This is a genomic window from Escherichia sp. HH41S (genome assembly GCF_009820115.1).
Classification (GTDB): Bacteria; Pseudomonadota; Gammaproteobacteria; order Enterobacterales; family Enterobacteriaceae; genus Escherichia; species Escherichia coli_F.
Genome location: NZ_VNXE01000123.1, coordinates 181,319 through 198,457 on the forward strand (window position 1 = coordinate 181,319; position 17,139 = coordinate 198,457).

Annotated in this window: 12 protein-coding genes; 8 read left to right on the top strand and 4 right to left on the bottom strand. The window is 51.8% G+C overall.

Features of this window, described 5'->3' with window-relative positions; translation table 11 throughout:
* Nucleotides 1-20 precede the first annotated feature (20 nt).
* Nucleotides 21-914 carry a YcbJ family phosphotransferase gene (locus tag FQZ95_RS24965; RefSeq protein WP_000436900.1) on the top strand — a complete coding sequence of 298 codons (894 nt, stop codon included), beginning with the start codon at nucleotides 21-23 and terminating at the stop codon, nucleotides 912-914.
* Here the strand turns inward: FQZ95_RS24965 and elyC are convergent.
* Nucleotides 891-1,670, bottom strand: coding sequence for an envelope biogenesis factor ElyC (gene elyC / locus FQZ95_RS24970; RefSeq protein ID WP_032183863.1), 780 nt, complete (start codon nucleotides 1,668-1,670; stop codon nucleotides 891-893). The genes FQZ95_RS24965 and elyC overlap by 24 nt on opposite strands.
* Before the next feature lie 135 nt (nucleotides 1,671-1,805).
* Between elyC and cmoM the strand changes: the two genes are divergently transcribed.
* The 7 genes from cmoM (at nucleotide 1,806) to gloC (ending at nucleotide 12,566) form a co-directional block, all read left to right on the top strand.
* The gene (gene cmoM, locus FQZ95_RS24975; RefSeq protein WP_001360537.1) at nucleotides 1,806-2,591 is read left to right on the top strand and encodes a tRNA uridine 5-oxyacetic acid(34) methyltransferase CmoM; all 786 of its coding nucleotides are present in this window, start codon (nucleotides 1,806-1,808) and stop codon (nucleotides 2,589-2,591) included.
* Nucleotides 2,588-3,910, top strand: coding sequence for a chromosome partition protein MukF (gene mukF / locus FQZ95_RS24980; RefSeq protein WP_001288856.1), 1,323 nt, complete (start codon nucleotides 2,588-2,590; stop codon nucleotides 3,908-3,910). The genes cmoM and mukF overlap by 4 nt, the downstream gene beginning before the upstream one ends.
* Nucleotides 3,891-4,595 carry a chromosome partition protein MukE gene (gene mukE / locus FQZ95_RS24985; RefSeq protein WP_001295931.1) on the top strand — a complete coding sequence of 235 codons (705 nt, stop codon included), beginning with the start codon at nucleotides 3,891-3,893 and terminating at the stop codon, nucleotides 4,593-4,595. The genes mukF and mukE overlap by 20 nt, the downstream gene beginning before the upstream one ends.
* Nucleotides 4,595-9,055, top strand: a complete 4,461-nt coding sequence (gene mukB, locus FQZ95_RS24990; protein ID WP_160530910.1) for a chromosome partition protein MukB — start codon at nucleotides 4,595-4,597, stop codon at nucleotides 9,053-9,055. The genes mukE and mukB overlap by 1 nt, the downstream gene beginning before the upstream one ends.
* 260 nt (nucleotides 9,056-9,315) lie before the next feature.
* Complete coding sequence (ldtD, locus tag FQZ95_RS24995; RefSeq protein ID WP_160530912.1) at nucleotides 9,316-11,163, top strand: L,D-transpeptidase; 1,848 nt, start codon at nucleotides 9,316-9,318, stop codon at nucleotides 11,161-11,163.
* A 180-nt stretch (nucleotides 11,164-11,343) separates the two neighbouring features.
* Nucleotides 11,344-11,892: a YcbK family protein gene (locus tag FQZ95_RS25000; protein WP_001295932.1), complete on the top strand. Its 549-nt coding sequence runs from the start codon at nucleotides 11,344-11,346 to the stop codon at nucleotides 11,890-11,892.
* A 26-nt stretch (nucleotides 11,893-11,918) separates the two neighbouring features.
* Nucleotides 11,919-12,566 (top strand): hydroxyacylglutathione hydrolase GloC, encoded by a 648-nt coding sequence (gene gloC, locus FQZ95_RS25005; RefSeq protein ID WP_160530914.1) that lies wholly within the window; start codon nucleotides 11,919-11,921, stop codon nucleotides 12,564-12,566.
* Nucleotides 12,567-12,615: 49 nt separating this feature from the next.
* Here gloC and aspC read toward each other — a convergent pair whose 3' ends face one another.
* The 3 genes from aspC to asnS form a co-directional block, all read right to left on the bottom strand.
* Nucleotides 12,616-13,806, bottom strand: coding sequence for an aspartate transaminase (aspC, locus tag FQZ95_RS25010; protein ID WP_000462687.1), 1,191 nt, complete (start codon nucleotides 13,804-13,806; stop codon nucleotides 12,616-12,618).
* Between the two features lie 184 nt (nucleotides 13,807-13,990).
* A complete protein-coding gene (ompF, locus tag FQZ95_RS25015; RefSeq protein WP_000977917.1) occupies nucleotides 13,991-15,079 on the bottom strand; it encodes a porin OmpF in 1,089 nt (362 codons plus the stop codon).
* A gap of 601 nt (nucleotides 15,080-15,680) precedes the next feature.
* Nucleotides 15,681-17,081 carry an asparagine--tRNA ligase gene (gene asnS / locus FQZ95_RS25020; RefSeq protein WP_000117881.1) on the bottom strand — a complete coding sequence of 467 codons (1,401 nt, stop codon included), beginning with the start codon at nucleotides 17,079-17,081 and terminating at the stop codon, nucleotides 15,681-15,683.
* Nucleotides 17,082-17,139: the final 58 nt, after the last annotated feature.

Here is a 17,139-nt window from a genome sequence, read left to right on the forward strand (position 1 = left end):
CTTTTATGAGGGTAATCTGAATGGAACAGCTGCGTGCCGAATTAAGCCATTTACTGGGCGAAAAACTCAGTCGTATTGAGTGCGTCAATGAAAAAGCGGATACGGCGTTGTGGGCTTTGTATGACAGCCAGGGAAACCCAATGCCGTTAATGGCAAGAAGCTTTAGTGCGCCCGGAAAAGCCCGACAACTGGCATGGAAAACCACCATGCTGGCAAGAAGTGGGACTGTCCGTATGCCGACTATTTATGGTGTGATGACGCATGAAGAACACCCCGGCCCCGATGTCCTGCTACTGGAGCGAATGCGTGGTGTTTCGGTGGAGGCACCAGCCCGAACACCAGAACGCTGGGAACAACTCAAAGACCAAATCGTTGAAGCCTTACTGGCCTGGCACCGTCAGGACAGTCGTGGTTGCGTCGGCGCGGTCGACAATACTCAGGAAAATTTCTGGCCCTCATGGTACCGGCAACATGTTGAAGTGCTATGGACTACGCTCAATCAGTTCAATAACACCGGTCTAACGATGCAAGATAAGCGGATCCTGTTTCGCACCCGTGAATGTCTCCCGGCATTATTTGAAGGCTTTAACGACAATTGTGTGCTGATTCACGGTAACTTCTGTTTACGCAGCATGCTGAAAGATTCGCGCAGCGATCAGTTACTGGCGATGGTCGGACCGGGACTAATGCTTTGGGCACCGCGAGAATACGAACTGTTCCGACTAATGGATAATTCTCTGGCGGAAGATTTGCTCTGGAGTTATCTGCAACGCGCGCCAGTGGCGGAGTCGTTCATCTGGCGGCGTTGGTTGTATGTGTTATGGGATGAAGTTGCGCAACTGGTCAACACCGGACGATTTAGTCGGCGTAACTTCGATCTGGCATCAAAATCACTCTTGCCGTGGCTCGCCTGACGAACCTTTCAGCCACTGCCAGATCCGGCCAAGCGTTTCATAGCCAACGCGGTCGCTATGCATCAACCAAACCGGAGAAGGGATTGCCCGTTCCCACGGATTAAGCGGCGAGTCGATGGCCAACTGATTCGCCGGGGCTGGTAGCGGATTTAACCCTTCCTGCTGAAAAAAGATCATCGCCCGCGGCAGATGTGATGCGGAGGTTACCAGCAGGAAAGGTGCGTCACCAATTGCCTGTTTCACTGCCGCAGCTTCTTCTTCGGTATCTTTTGGCAAATCCAGAGTGATAATTTGCTCGCGCGGCACGCCCAGCGATTGCGCAACTCGGGCACCTACTTCGGCTGTACTCACCGTATTGGTTTTTGCTACGCCTCCCGTGAAGATCAGTTTTGATCCCGGATTTTCGCGCCATAAGCGGATACCTTCATTCAGGCGTGGCAGACTGTTATTGATTAAATTAGAGCTCGGTGCCCACTGCGGGTTCCAGGTATAACCACCTCCGAGCACCACGATATAGTCCACTTTTTGCGAATTATTCCATGTCGGATAGGTGCTTTCGATGGGACGCAGCAGGCGGTCGGCTATCGGTTGCAAACTCAATAACAAGAGCGCCAGCCACCCAAGGCTAATAAAAATCTTCCCGGTTTTTTGAAAACGGCTAAACCACAGCAGCGCCAGGCCAGCGCCAATAATCAACAACATCAGCGGAAGTGGCAGCAGCATACCGCCAATCACTTTTTTCAGTGTAAAAAGCATCCTTTCTGGTTCCTTTTTTGACCATATAGCAAGGGATCGCCAGCGATATTACACCAGACGGGTTCATTCTCGCCGTGGCTGTGACAAAATAGCGTCTTTATCAGAAAACGTCTTAGCCAACCGGTGGAGAAAGCAATGCAGGATCGCAATTTTGATGATATTGCGGAAAAGTTTTCCCGTAACATTTACGGCACCACCAAAGGGCAGCTTCGACAGGCTATTCTGTGGCAGGATCTCGATCGCGTGCTGGCGGAAATGGGCTCGCAAAAACTGCGTGTGCTGGATGCTGGCGGTGGAGAAGGGCAGACCGCAATCAAAATGGCCGAGCGTGGGCATCAGGTCATTTTATGCGATCTTTCAGCGCAGATGATCGACCGCGCAAAACAGGCGGCAGAAGCAAAAGGTGTGAGCGACAACATGCAATTTATACATTGCGCCGCTCAGGATGTTGCTTCGCATTTGGAAACGCCCGTTGATCTGATATTGTTCCATGCGGTGCTCGAGTGGGTGGCCGATCCCCGCAGCGTATTGCAGACCCTGTGGTCAGTGTTGCGTCCAGGCGGTGTGTTGTCGTTAATGTTCTACAATGCGCACGGCTTGCTGATGCATAACATGGTCGCCGGGAATTTTGATTACGTGCAGGCGGGAATGCCGAAAAAGAAAAAACGGACGCTTTCGCCAGATTATCCACGCGACCCGGCGCAGGTTTATCTGTGGCTGGAAGAAGCTGGTTGGCAAATTATGGGTAAGACCGGCGTTCGCGTGTTTCATGATTACCTGCGCGAGAAGCACCAGCAGCGCGACTGCTATGAAGCATTACTTGAATTAGAAACGCGTTATTGCCGTCAGGAACCGTATATTACCCTGGGGCGTTATATTCATGTCACCGCGCGCAAACCGCAGAGCAAGGATAAAGTATGAGTGAATTTTCCCAGACAGTCCCCGAACTGGTTGCCTGGGCCAGAAAAAATGACTTCTCCATCTCGCTGCCGGTAGACCGACTCTCTTTTCTGCTGGCGGTTGCCACGCTGAACGGCGAGCGTCTGGATGGTGAGATGAGTGAAGGCGAGCTGGTGGATGCATTCCGCCATGTGAGTGATGCGTTTGAGCAAACCAGCGAAACCATCGGCGTGCGCGCCAACAACGCGATCAACGACATGGTGCGTCAACGTCTGCTGAACCGCTTTACCAGCGAGCAGGCGGAAGGGAACGCAATTTACCGTCTGACGCCGCTCGGCATCGGCATTACTGACTACTACATCCGTCAGCGCGAGTTTTCTACGCTGCGCCTTTCTATGCAGTTGTCGATTGTGGCGGGTGAGCTCAAACGAGCAGCAGATGCCGCCGAAGAGGGCGGTGATGAATTTCACTGGCACCGTAATGTCTATGCGCCACTGAAATATTCGGTAGCAGAAATTTTTGACAGTATCGACCTGACGCAACGTCTGATGGACGAACAGCAGCAGCAGGTGAAGGACGATATCGCCCAGTTGCTGAACAAAGACTGGCGGGCGGCGATTTCCAGCTGTGAATTGTTGCTTTCGGAAACTTCCGGAACGCTGCGTGAATTGCAGGATACGCTGGAAGCGGCAGGCGACAAATTGCAGGCTAATCTGTTGCGCATTCAGGATGCGACGATGACCCATGACGACCTGCATTTTGTCGATCGTCTGGTGTTCGATCTGCAGAGCAAACTCGACCGTATTATCAGTTGGGGCCAGCAATCCATCGACTTGTGGATTGGCTACGACCGCCACGTACACAAATTTATTCGTACTGCGATCGATATGGATAAAAACCGCGTCTTTGCTCAGCGGTTACGTCAGTCGGTACAAACCTATTTTGATGAGCCGTGGGCGCTAACTTATGCCAATGCCGATCGTCTGCTGGATATGCGTGACGAAGAGATGGTACTGCGCGATGAAGAAGTGACTGGGGAACTTCCTGAGGATCTGGAGTACGAAGAGTTTAACGAGATCCGCGAACAGCTGGCGGCGATCATCGAAGAACAACTCGCCGTGTACAAAACCAGACAAGTGCCGTTGGATCTTGGTCTGGTGGTACGCGAATATCTGTCACAGTATCCGCGTGCGCGTCACTTTGACGTTGCGCGTATTGTTATCGATCAGGCGGTACGCCTCGGCGTAGCGCAAGCAGATTTCACCGGACTGCCAGCGAAATGGCAGCCGATTAATGATTACGGAGCCAAGGTACAGGCGCATGTCATCGACAAATATTGAACAAGTGATGCCGGTTAAGCTGGCGCAGGCGCTGGCGAATCCGTTATTTCCGGCGCTGGATAGCGCCTTACGTTCAGGCCGCCATATTGGCCTCGACGAACTGGATAATCATGCATTCCTGATGGATTTTCAGGAATATCTGGAAGAGTTTTACGCGCGTTATAACGTTGAGCTTATTCGCGCACCGGAAGGGTTCTTCTATTTACGCCCACGTTCCACCACTCTTATCCCGCGTTCCGTCTTGTCGGAACTGGATATGATGGTCGGGAAAATCCTCTGTTATCTCTATCTCAGCCCGGAACGGCTGGCGAATGAGGGGATTTTTACTCAACAGGAACTGTACGACGAACTGCTCACCCTGGCCGATGAAGCGAAACTGCTGAAACTGGTGAACAACCGTTCAACCGGTTCAGACGTTGACCGTCAGAAGTTGCAGGAAAAAGTACGTTCTTCGCTCAACCGTCTGCGTCGTTTAGGCATGGTGTGGTTTATGGGCCACGACAGCAGCAAGTTCCGCATTACCGAATCGGTGTTCCGCTTCGGCGCCGATGTGCGTGCTGGCGACGATCCCCGTGAAGCACAGCGTCGCCTGATTCGTGATGGTGAAGCAATGCCGATTGAAAATCATCTGCAACTCAACGATGAAACCGAAGAGAGTCAGCCAGATAGCGGAGAGGAAGAATAATGATTGAACGCGGTAAATTTCGCTCACTGACGCTGATTAACTGGAACGGCTTTTTTGCCCGAACTTTTGACCTTGACGAGCTGGTCACGACGCTTTCTGGCGGTAACGGGGCGGGTAAATCCACCACCATGGCGGCGTTCGTTACGGCGCTTATCCCCGACCTGACCCTGCTGCATTTCCGTAACACCACGGAAGCCGGGGCCACCAGCGGTTCGCGCGATAAAGGTCTGCACGGTAAGCTGAAAGCGGGTGTCTGCTATTCGATTCTCGACACCATTAACTCGCGCCATCAGCGCGTGGTGGTCGGCGTGCGTCTGCAACAGGTTGCCGGGCGCGATCGTAAAGTGGATATCAAACCATTTGCCATTCAGGGCTTGCCGATGTCGGTGCAGCCGACACAACTGGTGACCGAAACTCTGAATGAACGTCAGGCGCGTGTACTGCCGCTTAACGAGCTGAAAGACAAGCTCGAAGCGATGGAAGGCGTGCAGTTTAAGCAGTTCAACTCCATTACCGATTACCACTCGCTGATGTTCGATCTGGGCATCATCGCACGTCGTCTGCGCTCAGCGTCTGATCGTAGCAAATTCTATCGTCTGATCGAAGCTTCGCTGTACGGTGGGATCTCCAGTGCCATTACCCGTTCTCTGCGCGACTACCTGTTGCCGGAAAACAGCGGCGTGCGGAAAGCGTTCCAGGACATGGAAGCGGCGCTGCGTGAAAACCGTATGACGCTGGAAGCGATTCGTGTTACCCAGTCTGACCGTGACTTGTTCAAGCATCTGATCAGCGAAGCGACTAACTACGTGGCGGCGGACTACATGCGTCACGCCAACGAGCGCCGTGTTCATCTCGATAAGGCCCTGGAGTTTCGTCGCGAGCTACATACTTCGCGTCAGCAACTGGCGGCTGAGCAGTACAAACACGTCGACATGGCGCGAGAGCTGGCTGAGCACAACGGTGCCGAAGGCGATCTGGAAGCGGATTATCAGGCGGCCAGCGATCACCTGAACCTGGTGCAAACCGCACTACGTCAGCAGGAGAAGATCGAACGCTACGAAGCGGATCTCGATGAGCTGCAGATCCGTCTGGAAGAGCAAAACGAAGTGGTGGCAGAAGCCATCGAACGCCAGGAAGAGAACGAGGCTCGTGCGGAAGCTGCCGAACTGGAAGTGGACGAGCTGAAAAGCCAGCTTGCTGACTACCAGCAGGCGCTGGACGTCCAACAAACGCGCGCTATCCAGTACAACCAGGCGATTGCTGCGCTTAATCGTGCCAAAGAACTGTGTCATCTGCCGGACTTAACCGCCGACAGCGCCGCCGATTGGCTGGAAACCTTCCAGGCGAAAGAGCTGGAAGCGACCGAAAAAATGCTCTCTCTTGAGCAGAAAATGAGCATGGCGCAAACCGCGCACAGCCAGTTTGAACAGGCTTATCAGCTGGTGGTGGCAATCAACGGCCCGCTGGCGCGTAACGAAGCGTGGGATGTCGCCCGCGAACTATTGCGCGAAGGGGTCGATCAGCGTCACCTGGCAGAGCAGGTTCAGCCGTTGCGGATGCGCTTAAGCGAACTGGAACAGCGTCTGCGCGAGCAGCAAGAAGCTGAGCGTCTGTTGGCAGATTTCTGCAAACGTCAGGGCAAGAATTTTGATATCGACGAACTGGAAGCCCTGCATCAGGAGCTGGAAGCGCGCATTGCCTCTCTTTCCGACAGTGTTTCTAACGCCCGCGAAGAGCGCATGGCACTGCGCCAGGAGCAGGAACAGCTGCAGTCTCGCATTCAGAGTTTGATGCAGCGTGCGCCGGTTTGGCTGGCCGCGCAAAACAGTCTCAACCAGTTGAGCGAACAGTGCGGCGAAGAATTCTCCTCAAGCCAGGACGTCACCGAATATCTGCAACAGTTGCTTGAGCGTGAGCGCGAAGCGATTGTTGAACGTGACGAAGTTGGCGCACGCAAAAACGCCGTCGATGAAGAGATCGAACGTTTAAGTCAGCCAGGCGGCTCTGAAGACCAGCGTCTGAATGCACTGGCGGAGCGTTTTGGCGGCGTGCTGCTGTCAGAAATTTATGACGACGTTAGCCTGGAAGATGCGCCGTACTTCTCGGCGTTGTACGGCCCGTCACGCCACGCTATCGTGGTGCCGGACCTGTCACAGGTAACCGAGCACCTGGAAGGCTTGACCGATTGTCCGGAAGATCTCTATCTGATCGAAGGGGATCCGCAGTCATTCGATGACAGCGTGTTCAGCGTTGATGAGCTGGAAAAAGCGGTAGTGGTGAAAATCGCCGATCGTCAGTGGCGTTATTCACGTTTTCCGGAAGTGCCGCTGTTTGGTCGTGCTGCGCGTGAAAGCCGTATTGAAAGCCTCCATGCCGAGCGTGAAGTGCTTTCCGAACGCTTCGCCACGCTCTCCTTTGATGTACAGAAAACCCAGCGTCTGCATCAGGCGTTCAGCCGCTTTATCGGCAGCCATCTGGCGGTGGCGTTTGAGTCTGATCCGGAAGCAGAAATCCGTCAACTGAACAGCCGTCGCGTCGAACTGGAGCGGGCGTTGAGTAATCATGAAAATGATAACCAGCAGCAGCGTATTCAGTTTGAGCAGGCGAAAGAGGGTGTTACGGCGCTGAACCGCATTCTGCCGCGTCTCAACTTGTTGGCTGATGACAGCCTGGCGGATCGCGTCGATGAAATCCGCGAACGTCTGGATGAAGCCCAGGAAGCCGCGCGTTTTGTTCAGCAGTTCGGTAATCAACTGGCGAAACTGGAACCGATCGTTTCGGTATTGCAGAGTGACCCGGAACAGTTCGAACAGTTAAAAGAAGATTACGCGTACTCTCAGCAGATGCAGCGCGATGCCCGTCAGCAGGCGTTTGCCCTGACGGAAGTGGTGCAGCGTCGTGCGCACTTTAGCTACTCTGACTCGGCAGAAATGCTTAGCGGTAACAGCGATCTCAACGAAAAACTGCGTGAACGTCTGGAACAGGCGGAAGCGGAGCGTACCCGCGCTCGTGAAGCGTTGCGCGGACACGCAGCGCAGTTGAGTCAGTACAACCAGGTGCTGGCTTCGCTGAAAAGTTCTTACGACACCAAAAAAGAGCTACTCAACGATCTGCAACGTGAATTGCAGGATATCGGTGTGCGTGCTGATAGCGGGGCAGAAGAGCGGGCGCGTATTCGCCGTGACGAGTTGCACGCGCAACTGAGCAATAACCGTTCACGCCGCAATCAACTGGAAAAAGCGCTTACCTTCTGCGAAGCAGAGATGGACAACCTGACCCGCAAACTGCGCAAGCTGGAGCGGGATTACTTTGAGATGCGCGAGCAGGTAGTGACCGCGAAAGCGGGCTGGTGTGCGGTGATGCGCATGGTGAAAGATAATGGCGTTGAGCGTCGTTTACACCGTCGTGAGCTGGCTTATCTCTCCGCTGATGATTTGCGTTCCATGTCGGATAAGGCGTTAGGTGCGCTGCGTCTGGCGGTGGCAGATAACGAACATCTGCGCGACGTGCTGCGGATGTCGGAAGATCCAAAACGTCCGGAACGTAAAATTCAGTTCTTCGTGGCGGTTTATCAGCATCTGCGTGAACGTATTCGTCAGGATATTATTCGTACCGATGATCCGGTGGAAGCTATCGAACAGATGGAGATCGAGCTTAGCCGTCTGACCGAAGAATTAACCTCCCGTGAACAGAAACTGGCGATCAGTTCCCGCAGCGTGGCGAACATCATTCGCAAAACCATTCAGCGCGAGCAGAACCGTATCCGTATGCTCAACCAGGGGTTGCAGAACGTATCGTTTGGCCAGGTGAACAGCGTACGTCTGAACGTGAACGTACGTGAAACGCACGCCATGCTGCTGGATGTGCTCTCTGAACAGCACGAGCAGCATCAGGATCTGTTTAACAGCAACCGCCTGACCTTCTCGGAAGCGCTGGCGAAACTGTATCAACGTCTTAACCCGCAGATTGATATGGGGCAGCGCACGCCGCAGACTATCGGTGAAGAACTGCTGGATTACCGCAACTATCTGGAAATGGAAGTTGAGGTTAACCGTGGTTCCGATGGTTGGTTGCGCGCGGAGTCTGGCGCACTGTCGACCGGTGAGGCGATTGGTACCGGTATGTCGATTCTGGTGATGGTGGTACAAAGCTGGGAAGATGAATCTCGCCGCCTGCGCGGTAAAGATATCTCTCCTTGCCGTCTGCTGTTCCTTGATGAAGCAGCGCGACTGGATGCCCGTTCCATCGCCACGCTGTTTGAATTGTGTGAGCGTTTGCAAATGCAGCTCATCATCGCAGCGCCGGAAAATATCAGCCCGGAAAAAGGCACCACCTATAAACTGGTGCGTAAAGTCTTCCAGAATACCGAACACGTTCACGTAGTCGGTCTGCGTGGTTTTGCACCGCAACTCCCTGAAACGCTTCCAGGAACTGACGAAGCGCCTTCCCAGGCGAGTTAAGATTGAGGCGGCAGCGATGCCGCCTTTCCTGTTTCTGAAAACTCCGTTTCTGCACTAAAAAAGTGCCACATTCTGGCGCGCTTTTCTTTAAACTTCTTTACATTAGGTTATGTAAAAACGTATCGGCGTTTATATACTGAAGATAAGCCTGATGAGTAACAGGCTTGCTCGTCATACTTTCGTGAGTATTGGCGTTGTACAGGCAAGTCGTAAAATAACAGCCTGGCTATTCAGAGTATGATAAAAACAGGGGGCAAGGGATGTTGCTTAATATGATGTGTGGTCGTCGGCTGTCGGCAATCAGTTTGTGCGTGGCCGTAACATTCGCTCCACTGTTCAATGCTCAGGCCGATGAGCCTGAAGTAATCCCTGGCGACAGCCCTGTGGCTGTCAGCGAACAGGGCGAGGCACTGCCGCAGGCGCAGGCCACGGCAATAATGGCGGGGATCCAGCCATTGCCTGAAGGTGCGGCAGAAAAAGCCCGCACGCAAATCGAATCTCAATTACCCGCAGGTTATAAGCCGGTTTATCTTAACCAGCTTCAACTGTTGTATGCCGCACGCGATATGCAACCCATGTGGGAAAACCGTGATGCTGTTAAAGCCTTCCAGCAACAGCTGGCAGAGGTGGCGATTGCCGGTTTCCAGCCGCAGTTTAATAAATGGGTAGAGTTACTGACCGATCCTGGTGTTAACGGGATGGCACGCGACGTCGTGCTCTCTGATGCGATGATGGGCTATCTCCATTTCATTGCAAATATTCCGGTCAAAGGCACTCGCTGGCTATATAGCAGTAAACCTTATGCGCTTGCAACGCCGCCGCTTTCGGTGATTAACCAATGGCAGCTGGCGCTGGATAAAGGTCAATTGCCGACGTTTGTTGCAGGACTGGCACCGCAGCATCCGCAATATGCGGCGATGCATGAATCGTTACTGAACTTACTCAGTGACACCAAACCGTGGCCCCAACTGACTGGCAAAGCAACATTGCGTCCAGGGCAGTGGAGTAACGACATACCGGCATTGCGCGAAATATTGCAGCGTACAGGCATGCTGGACGGGGGGCCGAAAATTACTCTACCTGGCGATGACACGCCAACTGACGCGGTAGTCAGCCCATCCGCTGTTACTGTTGAAACAGCAGAAACTAAGCCGATGGACAAGCAAACGACGTCTCGTAGTAAACCTGCGCCTGCCGTTCGTGCCGCCTACGATAATGAACTGGTGGAAGCCGTTAAACGTTTTCAGGCATGGCAAGGATTGGGAGCAGATGGCGCTATTGGCCCGGCAACGCGTGACTGGTTAAACGTAACGCCCGCCCAGCGTGCTGGCGTGTTGGCACTCAACATCCAGCGATTGCGCTTGCTGCCAACAGAGCTTTCTACCGGGATCATGGTTAACATTCCGGCCTATTCGCTGGTCTACTATCAGAACGGCAATCAGGTGCTGGATTCGCGAGTCATTGTCGGTCGCCCCGATCGCAAAACGCCGATGATGAGCAGTGCACTTAACAACGTAGTGGTAAACCCGCCGTGGAACGTACCACCAACTCTGGCACGCAAAGATATTCTGCCGAAAGTGCGCAACGATCCGGGATATCTCGAAAGCCATGGCTATACGGTGATGCGCGGTTGGAACAGCAGGGAGGCGATTGATCCGTGGCAGGTTGACTGGTCTACAATCACGGCCTCGAATTTACCGTTCCGCTTCCAGCAGGCTCCAGGCCCACGGAACTCGCTGGGGCGCTATAAATTCAATATGCCGAGTTCAGAGGCCATTTATTTGCATGACACGCCGAACCATAATCTGTTCAAGCGTGATACACGCGCATTGAGCTCAGGCTGTGTACGAGTGAATAAAGCTTCCGATCTGGCGAATATGCTGTTGCAGGATGCAGGCTGGAATGACAAACGTATTTCTGATGCGCTGAAGCAGGGCGATACGCGTTACGTCAATATTCGGCAGTCGATTCCGGTGAATCTCTTCTATCTGACGGCCTTTGTTGGTGCAGATGGTCGTACCCAGTATCGTACAGATATTTACAATTATGATCTGCCTGCGCGATCCAGCTCGCAAATCGTATCGAAAGCGGAACAATTAATCAGGTAAATGAAGTAGTTCGGGGAAATCAGTTGTCGTAATAATCAGCATGATTGGGGGCGATTCTCTGCAGCCCCCGTCACTGCTGGGGTTGAGTCATCTTGACGTCTGCTTTACGGGCGGTTAAGGTGCCTCTTGTGCGCCAGAAGTGCATATAAACGATAACATTGACCTGTAGACTTGATTATCATGGACAAATTCGACGCTAATCGCCGCAAACTGCTGGCGCTTGGTGGCGTTGCACTCGGTGCCGCCATCCTGCCGACCCCGGCGTTTGCAACACTCTCTACCCCACGCCCGCGCATTTTGACACTCAATAATCTTCATACCGGAGAGTCAATCAAAGCGGAGTTTTTCGATGGCAGAGGCTATATTCAGGAAGAATTGGCAAAACTTAACCATTTTTTCCGCGATTACCGCGCGAACAAAATAAAGTCCATCGACCCAGGATTATTCGACCAGTTGTATCGCCTGCAAGGGTTGTTAGGCACCCGCAAACCGGTGCAACTCATTTCCGGTTATCGTTCCATTGATACCAACAATGAACTACGCGCCCGCAGCCGTGGAGTAGCGAAGAAAAGCTATCACACTAAAGGCCAGGCGATGGATTTCCACATTGAAGGTATCGCGTTAAGCAATATTCGCAAAGCCGCGTTATCTATGCGCGCAGGTGGTGTAGGATATTACCCACGTAGTAACTTTGTGCATATTGATACCGGGCCAGCACGGCACTGGTAGCAATCGCTTAACGAAACAGGGGCAGTATGAACTATCGTATTATTCCGGTCACCGCATTCTCCCAGAACTGTTCATTGATCTGGTGTGAACAAACCCGTCTGGCCGCACTGGTCGATCCTGGCGGCGATGCGGAAAAAATCAAACAGGAAGTTGACGCCAGCGGCCTGACACTGATGCAGATCCTGCTGACGCATGGTCATCTGGACCACGTTGGTGCAGCGGCGGAACTGGCGCAACATTACGGCGTGCCGGTTTTTGGCCCGGAAAAAGAAGATGAGTTCTGGCTGCAAGGCTTGCCTGCGCAAAGCCGTATGTTTGGCCTGGATGAGTGTCAGCCACTAACGCCAGATCGTTGGCTGAACGAAGGAGACACCATCAGCATAGGGAATGTGACTTTACAGGTGTTGCATTGCCCTGGTCATACGCCGGGTCATGTGGTGTTTTTTGATGATCGGGCAAAACTGCTGATTTCTGGCGATGTTATTTTCAAAGGCGGAGTAGGGCGCAGTGATTTCCCGCGTGGCGATCATAATCAACTGATTTCTTCAATCAAAGATAAATTGCTGCCACTGGGGGATGATGTGACATTTATTCCGGGTCACGGACCATTATCCACACTTGGTTATGAGCGCCTGCATAATCCCTTCCTGCAAGACGAAATGCCCGTCTGGTAAAGGCGCATAAAAAAGCCCGCTTTTCAGCGGGCTTCATTGTTTTTAACGCTTACAGCACTGCCACAATCGCTTCGCACAGCGGAGCCATATTATCTGGTGTCATCCCGGCCACGTTTACGCGACCAGAAGCAACAGCATACACGCCAAACTCTTCGCGCAGACGCAGCACTTGTTCTTTTGTCAGGCCACTGAAGGAGAACATGCCGTTCTGTTTGATGATAAAGCTGAAGTCGCGGTTTGCGCCTTTTTCCTGCAGCGTATTGACGAACAACTGACGCATACGCTGAATACGCTGGCGCATATCAGTCAGCTCTTGTTCCCAAATCGCACGTAACGCATCGTTGCTCAGGATGGTGGCAACAACAGAAGCGCCGTGTGCTGGTGGGTTAGAGTAGTTAGCGCGAATCGCCGCTTTCATTTGGCTGAATGCGCGATCAACGGTCTCACTGTCAGCAGCAACCAGAGTACAAGCGCCAACACGCTCGTTGTACAGGCCAAAGTTTTTAGAGTAGGAACTGGCAACAATCAGCTCTTTATGCATAGCCGCGAAAGCGCGCAGTCCTTCAGCATCTTCTTCCAGACCACGGGCAAACCCCTGGTAAGCGAAGTCAAACAGCGGTAACCAGCCTTTCTCAACGGAAAGTTGTGCCAGTGTCTGCCATTGTTCCAGCGTAGGGTCGATACCGGTTGGGTTATGGCAGCAGCCATGGAACAGCACTACGTCGCCAGCCTGAGCTTCGTTCAGGCTATTAATCAGTGCATCGAAGTCAAGGGTGTGATTTTCCGCATCATAATAAGCGTATTCACGAACTTCCAGACCTGCAGAGTTAAAGACGCTCTTATGGTTCGGCCAGCTTGGGTTGCTCACCCACACACGCTTAACGCTGGTATTTTTTGCCAGGAAATCGGCAGCCACGCGTAGTGCGCCAGTGCCACCCGGAGTCTGTGCCGTGCGAGCACGTTTGTCATTGATCAGGGCGCTACCTTTACCAAACAGCAGTTCCTGAGTGCAGCGACCAAATTCAGGGATGCCGTCAATGCCGAGGTAATTTTTGGTGGTTTCATTTTCGAGCAGATACTGTTCAGCCTTTTTCACGCTGGTCAGTACCGGGGTTTTGCCCGTCTCATCTTTATAGACACCAATCCCGAGGTTAATTTTGCCGGGACGTTCATCGGCACGAAACAGATCGGCCAGGCCCAGAATCGGGTCGGCAGGAGCGGCGGTAATGTTCTCAAACATGACGAGGTTCCATTATGGTTACAGAAGGGAAGTCCGCTATCAGGGTAACGGGAGATTTACAAAATTCCAACTATTACTGATGAAAACGCAGGCTGTTTTTGCAAGACGTGAGATTGCTCTGGAAGGCATAAAAAAAACAGGACCAAAGTCCTGTTTTTTCGGCATTTAACAAAGAGGTGTGCTATTAGAACTGGTAAACGATACCCACAGCAACGGTGTCGTCTGAACCTACGCCCAGTTTGTTGTCAGAATCGATCTGGTTGATGATGTAGTCAACATAGGTGGACATGTTTTTGTTGAAGTAGTAGGTTGCGCCCACTTCAAAGTAGTTCACCAGATCAACATCACCGATACCTTCTACGTCTTTCGCTTTAGATTTGGTGTAAGCGATGGACGGACGCAGACCGAAATCGAACTGGTATTGCGCAACTAACAGAACATCTTGCGTTTTGTTGGCGAAGCCGCTGATGTTTGTAAATTTATTAGTGATCGGCGTAGCGTTACGGGTTTCACCGTAGTTCGCTGCCAGGTAGATGTTGTTCGCGTCATACTTCAGACCAGTAGCCCACTGTTCAGCTTTTTTACCGTTGCCAAGAGGTTGAGCTTCTTGCAGGTTGGTACGGTCAGCGGCGCCATAAGCACCAACGATACCAAAGCCTTCGTATTCGTAGCTGATAGAACCGCCAACACCGTCGCCGTTAGAGCGGCGTGCAGTGTCACGCTCGTTTTTACCCAGGTACTGAACAGCGAAGTTCAGGCCATCAACCAGACCAAAGAAGTTGGAGTTACGATAGGTAGCAACGCCGCCAACACGACCAACGAAGAAGTCATCGCTGTATGCAGTATCACCACCAAATTCTGGCAGCATATCGGTGTAACCCAGTGCATCATAAACCACACCGTAGTTACGGCCGTAATCGAAAGAACCAACGTCAGCGTATTTAAGACCCGCGAATGCCAGACGGGTTTTGTTACCAGTTTGAGCGTCAGCGCCTTCAGAGTTGTTACCCTGGAAGTTATATTCCCACTGACCATAACCGGTCAGATCGGAATTGATTTGAGTTTCCCCTTTAAAACCAAGACGGGCATAGGTCATGTCGCCATTGCCACCGTAACTGTTTTCACCGTTACCCTTGGAGAAATAATGCAGACCGACAGCTTTACCGTACAGATCTACTTTGTTGCCATCTTTGTTATAAATTTCTGCAGCGTTTGCAGTACCTGCTACTAACAGAGCAGGGACGATCACTGCCAGAATATTGCGCTTCATCATTATTTATTACCCTCATGGTTTTTTTATGACACCTGCCACTGCCGTCAATAAGTTCTGTCAATAAAAATTTACGGAACTATTGATGAGAGTTTGGTGTCTTTATGTGTCTGCAGGCATCTTTCCATTCAAACTAACGTTTCGCTACCGTGAAAGTGCTACAAATATAAAGATATAGTTTCAAAAAGAAAAAATATGTAACTAAAAGTAAAATTTAAGGAACTTTGTGAACGCCGTCATATTTCCATTGAATCATGATGATATTTACAGCAATTTTTATCTATTTATATGATTTCCTTATATTTAAATTAACTAAAAGGAAATTTTGTTTCTGATGGAAACTTTATCGACCTGGCAATAAATCCTCGTTCAGACATCCAGAACGCCAAAAAATAGTATGAAAATTGTGCTATCAGCTAAGAAAAAACTAATCCGCAATAAGAATGCGGATTATTTTTTGTGCGCAAATGTTGCAGTGTAATATTCCGTAACAGGATGATCGTTATGGCGGGGTTGCAAATAGATTGCTTGACTTAACAAACAGATAACTTGACCGAAAGGATAAAAAAAGAGCCAGCGGGTGCTGGCTCTTGAAGACGCTAAATTAGAAGCTGGCGTTACGCGGAGTACGTGGGAACGGAATCACATCACGCACGTTTTGCACGCCAGTTACGTAAGCAATCAGGCGTTCAAAACCAAGACCGAAACCGGAATGCGGAACAGTACCGTAGCGACGCAGATCGCGATACCACCAGTAATCTTCTTTATTCAGGCCCATTTCCAGCATACGCTCGTCCAGCACGTCCAGACGCTCTTCACGCTGAGAACCACCAATGATTTCACCGATGCCCGGAGCCAGAACATCCATAGCCGCAACGGTTTTACCGTCTTCGTTAAGGCGCATATAGAACGCTTTAATATCTTTCGGATAGTTTTTAACCACTACCGGTGCTTTAAAGTGTTCTTCTGCCAGATAACGCTCATGCTCAGAAGAGAGATCGACGCCCCAGTAAACCGGGTTTTCAAACTTCCTGCCGCAGTTTTCGAGAATGGTCACTGCGTCGGTGTAATCCACCTGCGCGAAATCGGCCTCAATAAAGCGTTCCAGACGTGAAACGGCATCTTTATCTACGCGTTCAGCGAAGAATTTCATGTCGTCAGCGCGTTCTTCGAGAACCGCTTTGAAGACATATTTCAGCATGGCTTCAGCCAGACCCGCGATATCGTTCAGGTTAGCAAACGCCACTTCCGGCTCCAGCATCCAGAATTCCGCCAGGTGACGGCTGGTGTTGGAGTTTTCAGCACGGAAAGTCGGGCCGAAGGTATAAATTTTGGACAATGCGCAAGCGTAGGTTTCGCCGTTCAACTGGCCAGATACGGTCAGGAAAGACTCTTTACCAAAGAAGTCTTTGTCGAAATCCACTTTGCCCTGATCGTTACGCGGCAGGTTTTCCAGATCCAGCGTAGAAACGCGGAACATTTCGCCAGCCCCTTCGGTATCAGACGCAGTAATCAGTGGCGTTGAAACCCAGAAGAATCCCTGCTCGTTAAAGAAGCGATGCAGCGCCTGCGCCAGCGTATGGCGAACGCGCGCGACGGCACCAATCAGGTTTGTGCGCGGACGCAGGTGAGCGACTTCACGCAGATACTCAATGCTGTGGCGTTTTGCCGCCATCGGGTAAGTGTCTGGATCTTCAACCCAACCAGCAACTTCAACCTTGCTGGCCTGAATTTCAAATTGTTGCCCCTGTCCTGGCGACGCCACGACTTTACCCGTCACAATGACCGAGCAACCGGTGGTCAGACGCAGAACGTCTTCATTGTAATTGGGCAGAGAATTATTGATGACAGCCTGTACAGGATCAAAGCAGGAACCGTCATAAACGGCGAGGAAGGAGATGCCAGCTTTTGAATCTCGGCGGGTACGTACCCATCCGCGCACGGTGACTTCGCTGTCAACGGCTACGCGGCCCTGGAGTACGTCGGCTACAGGCACAACGCTCATAATATTCTCTCTGTTAATAGTCGGAAAAAATAAACACTTGTCCACCCGTAAATGGGGG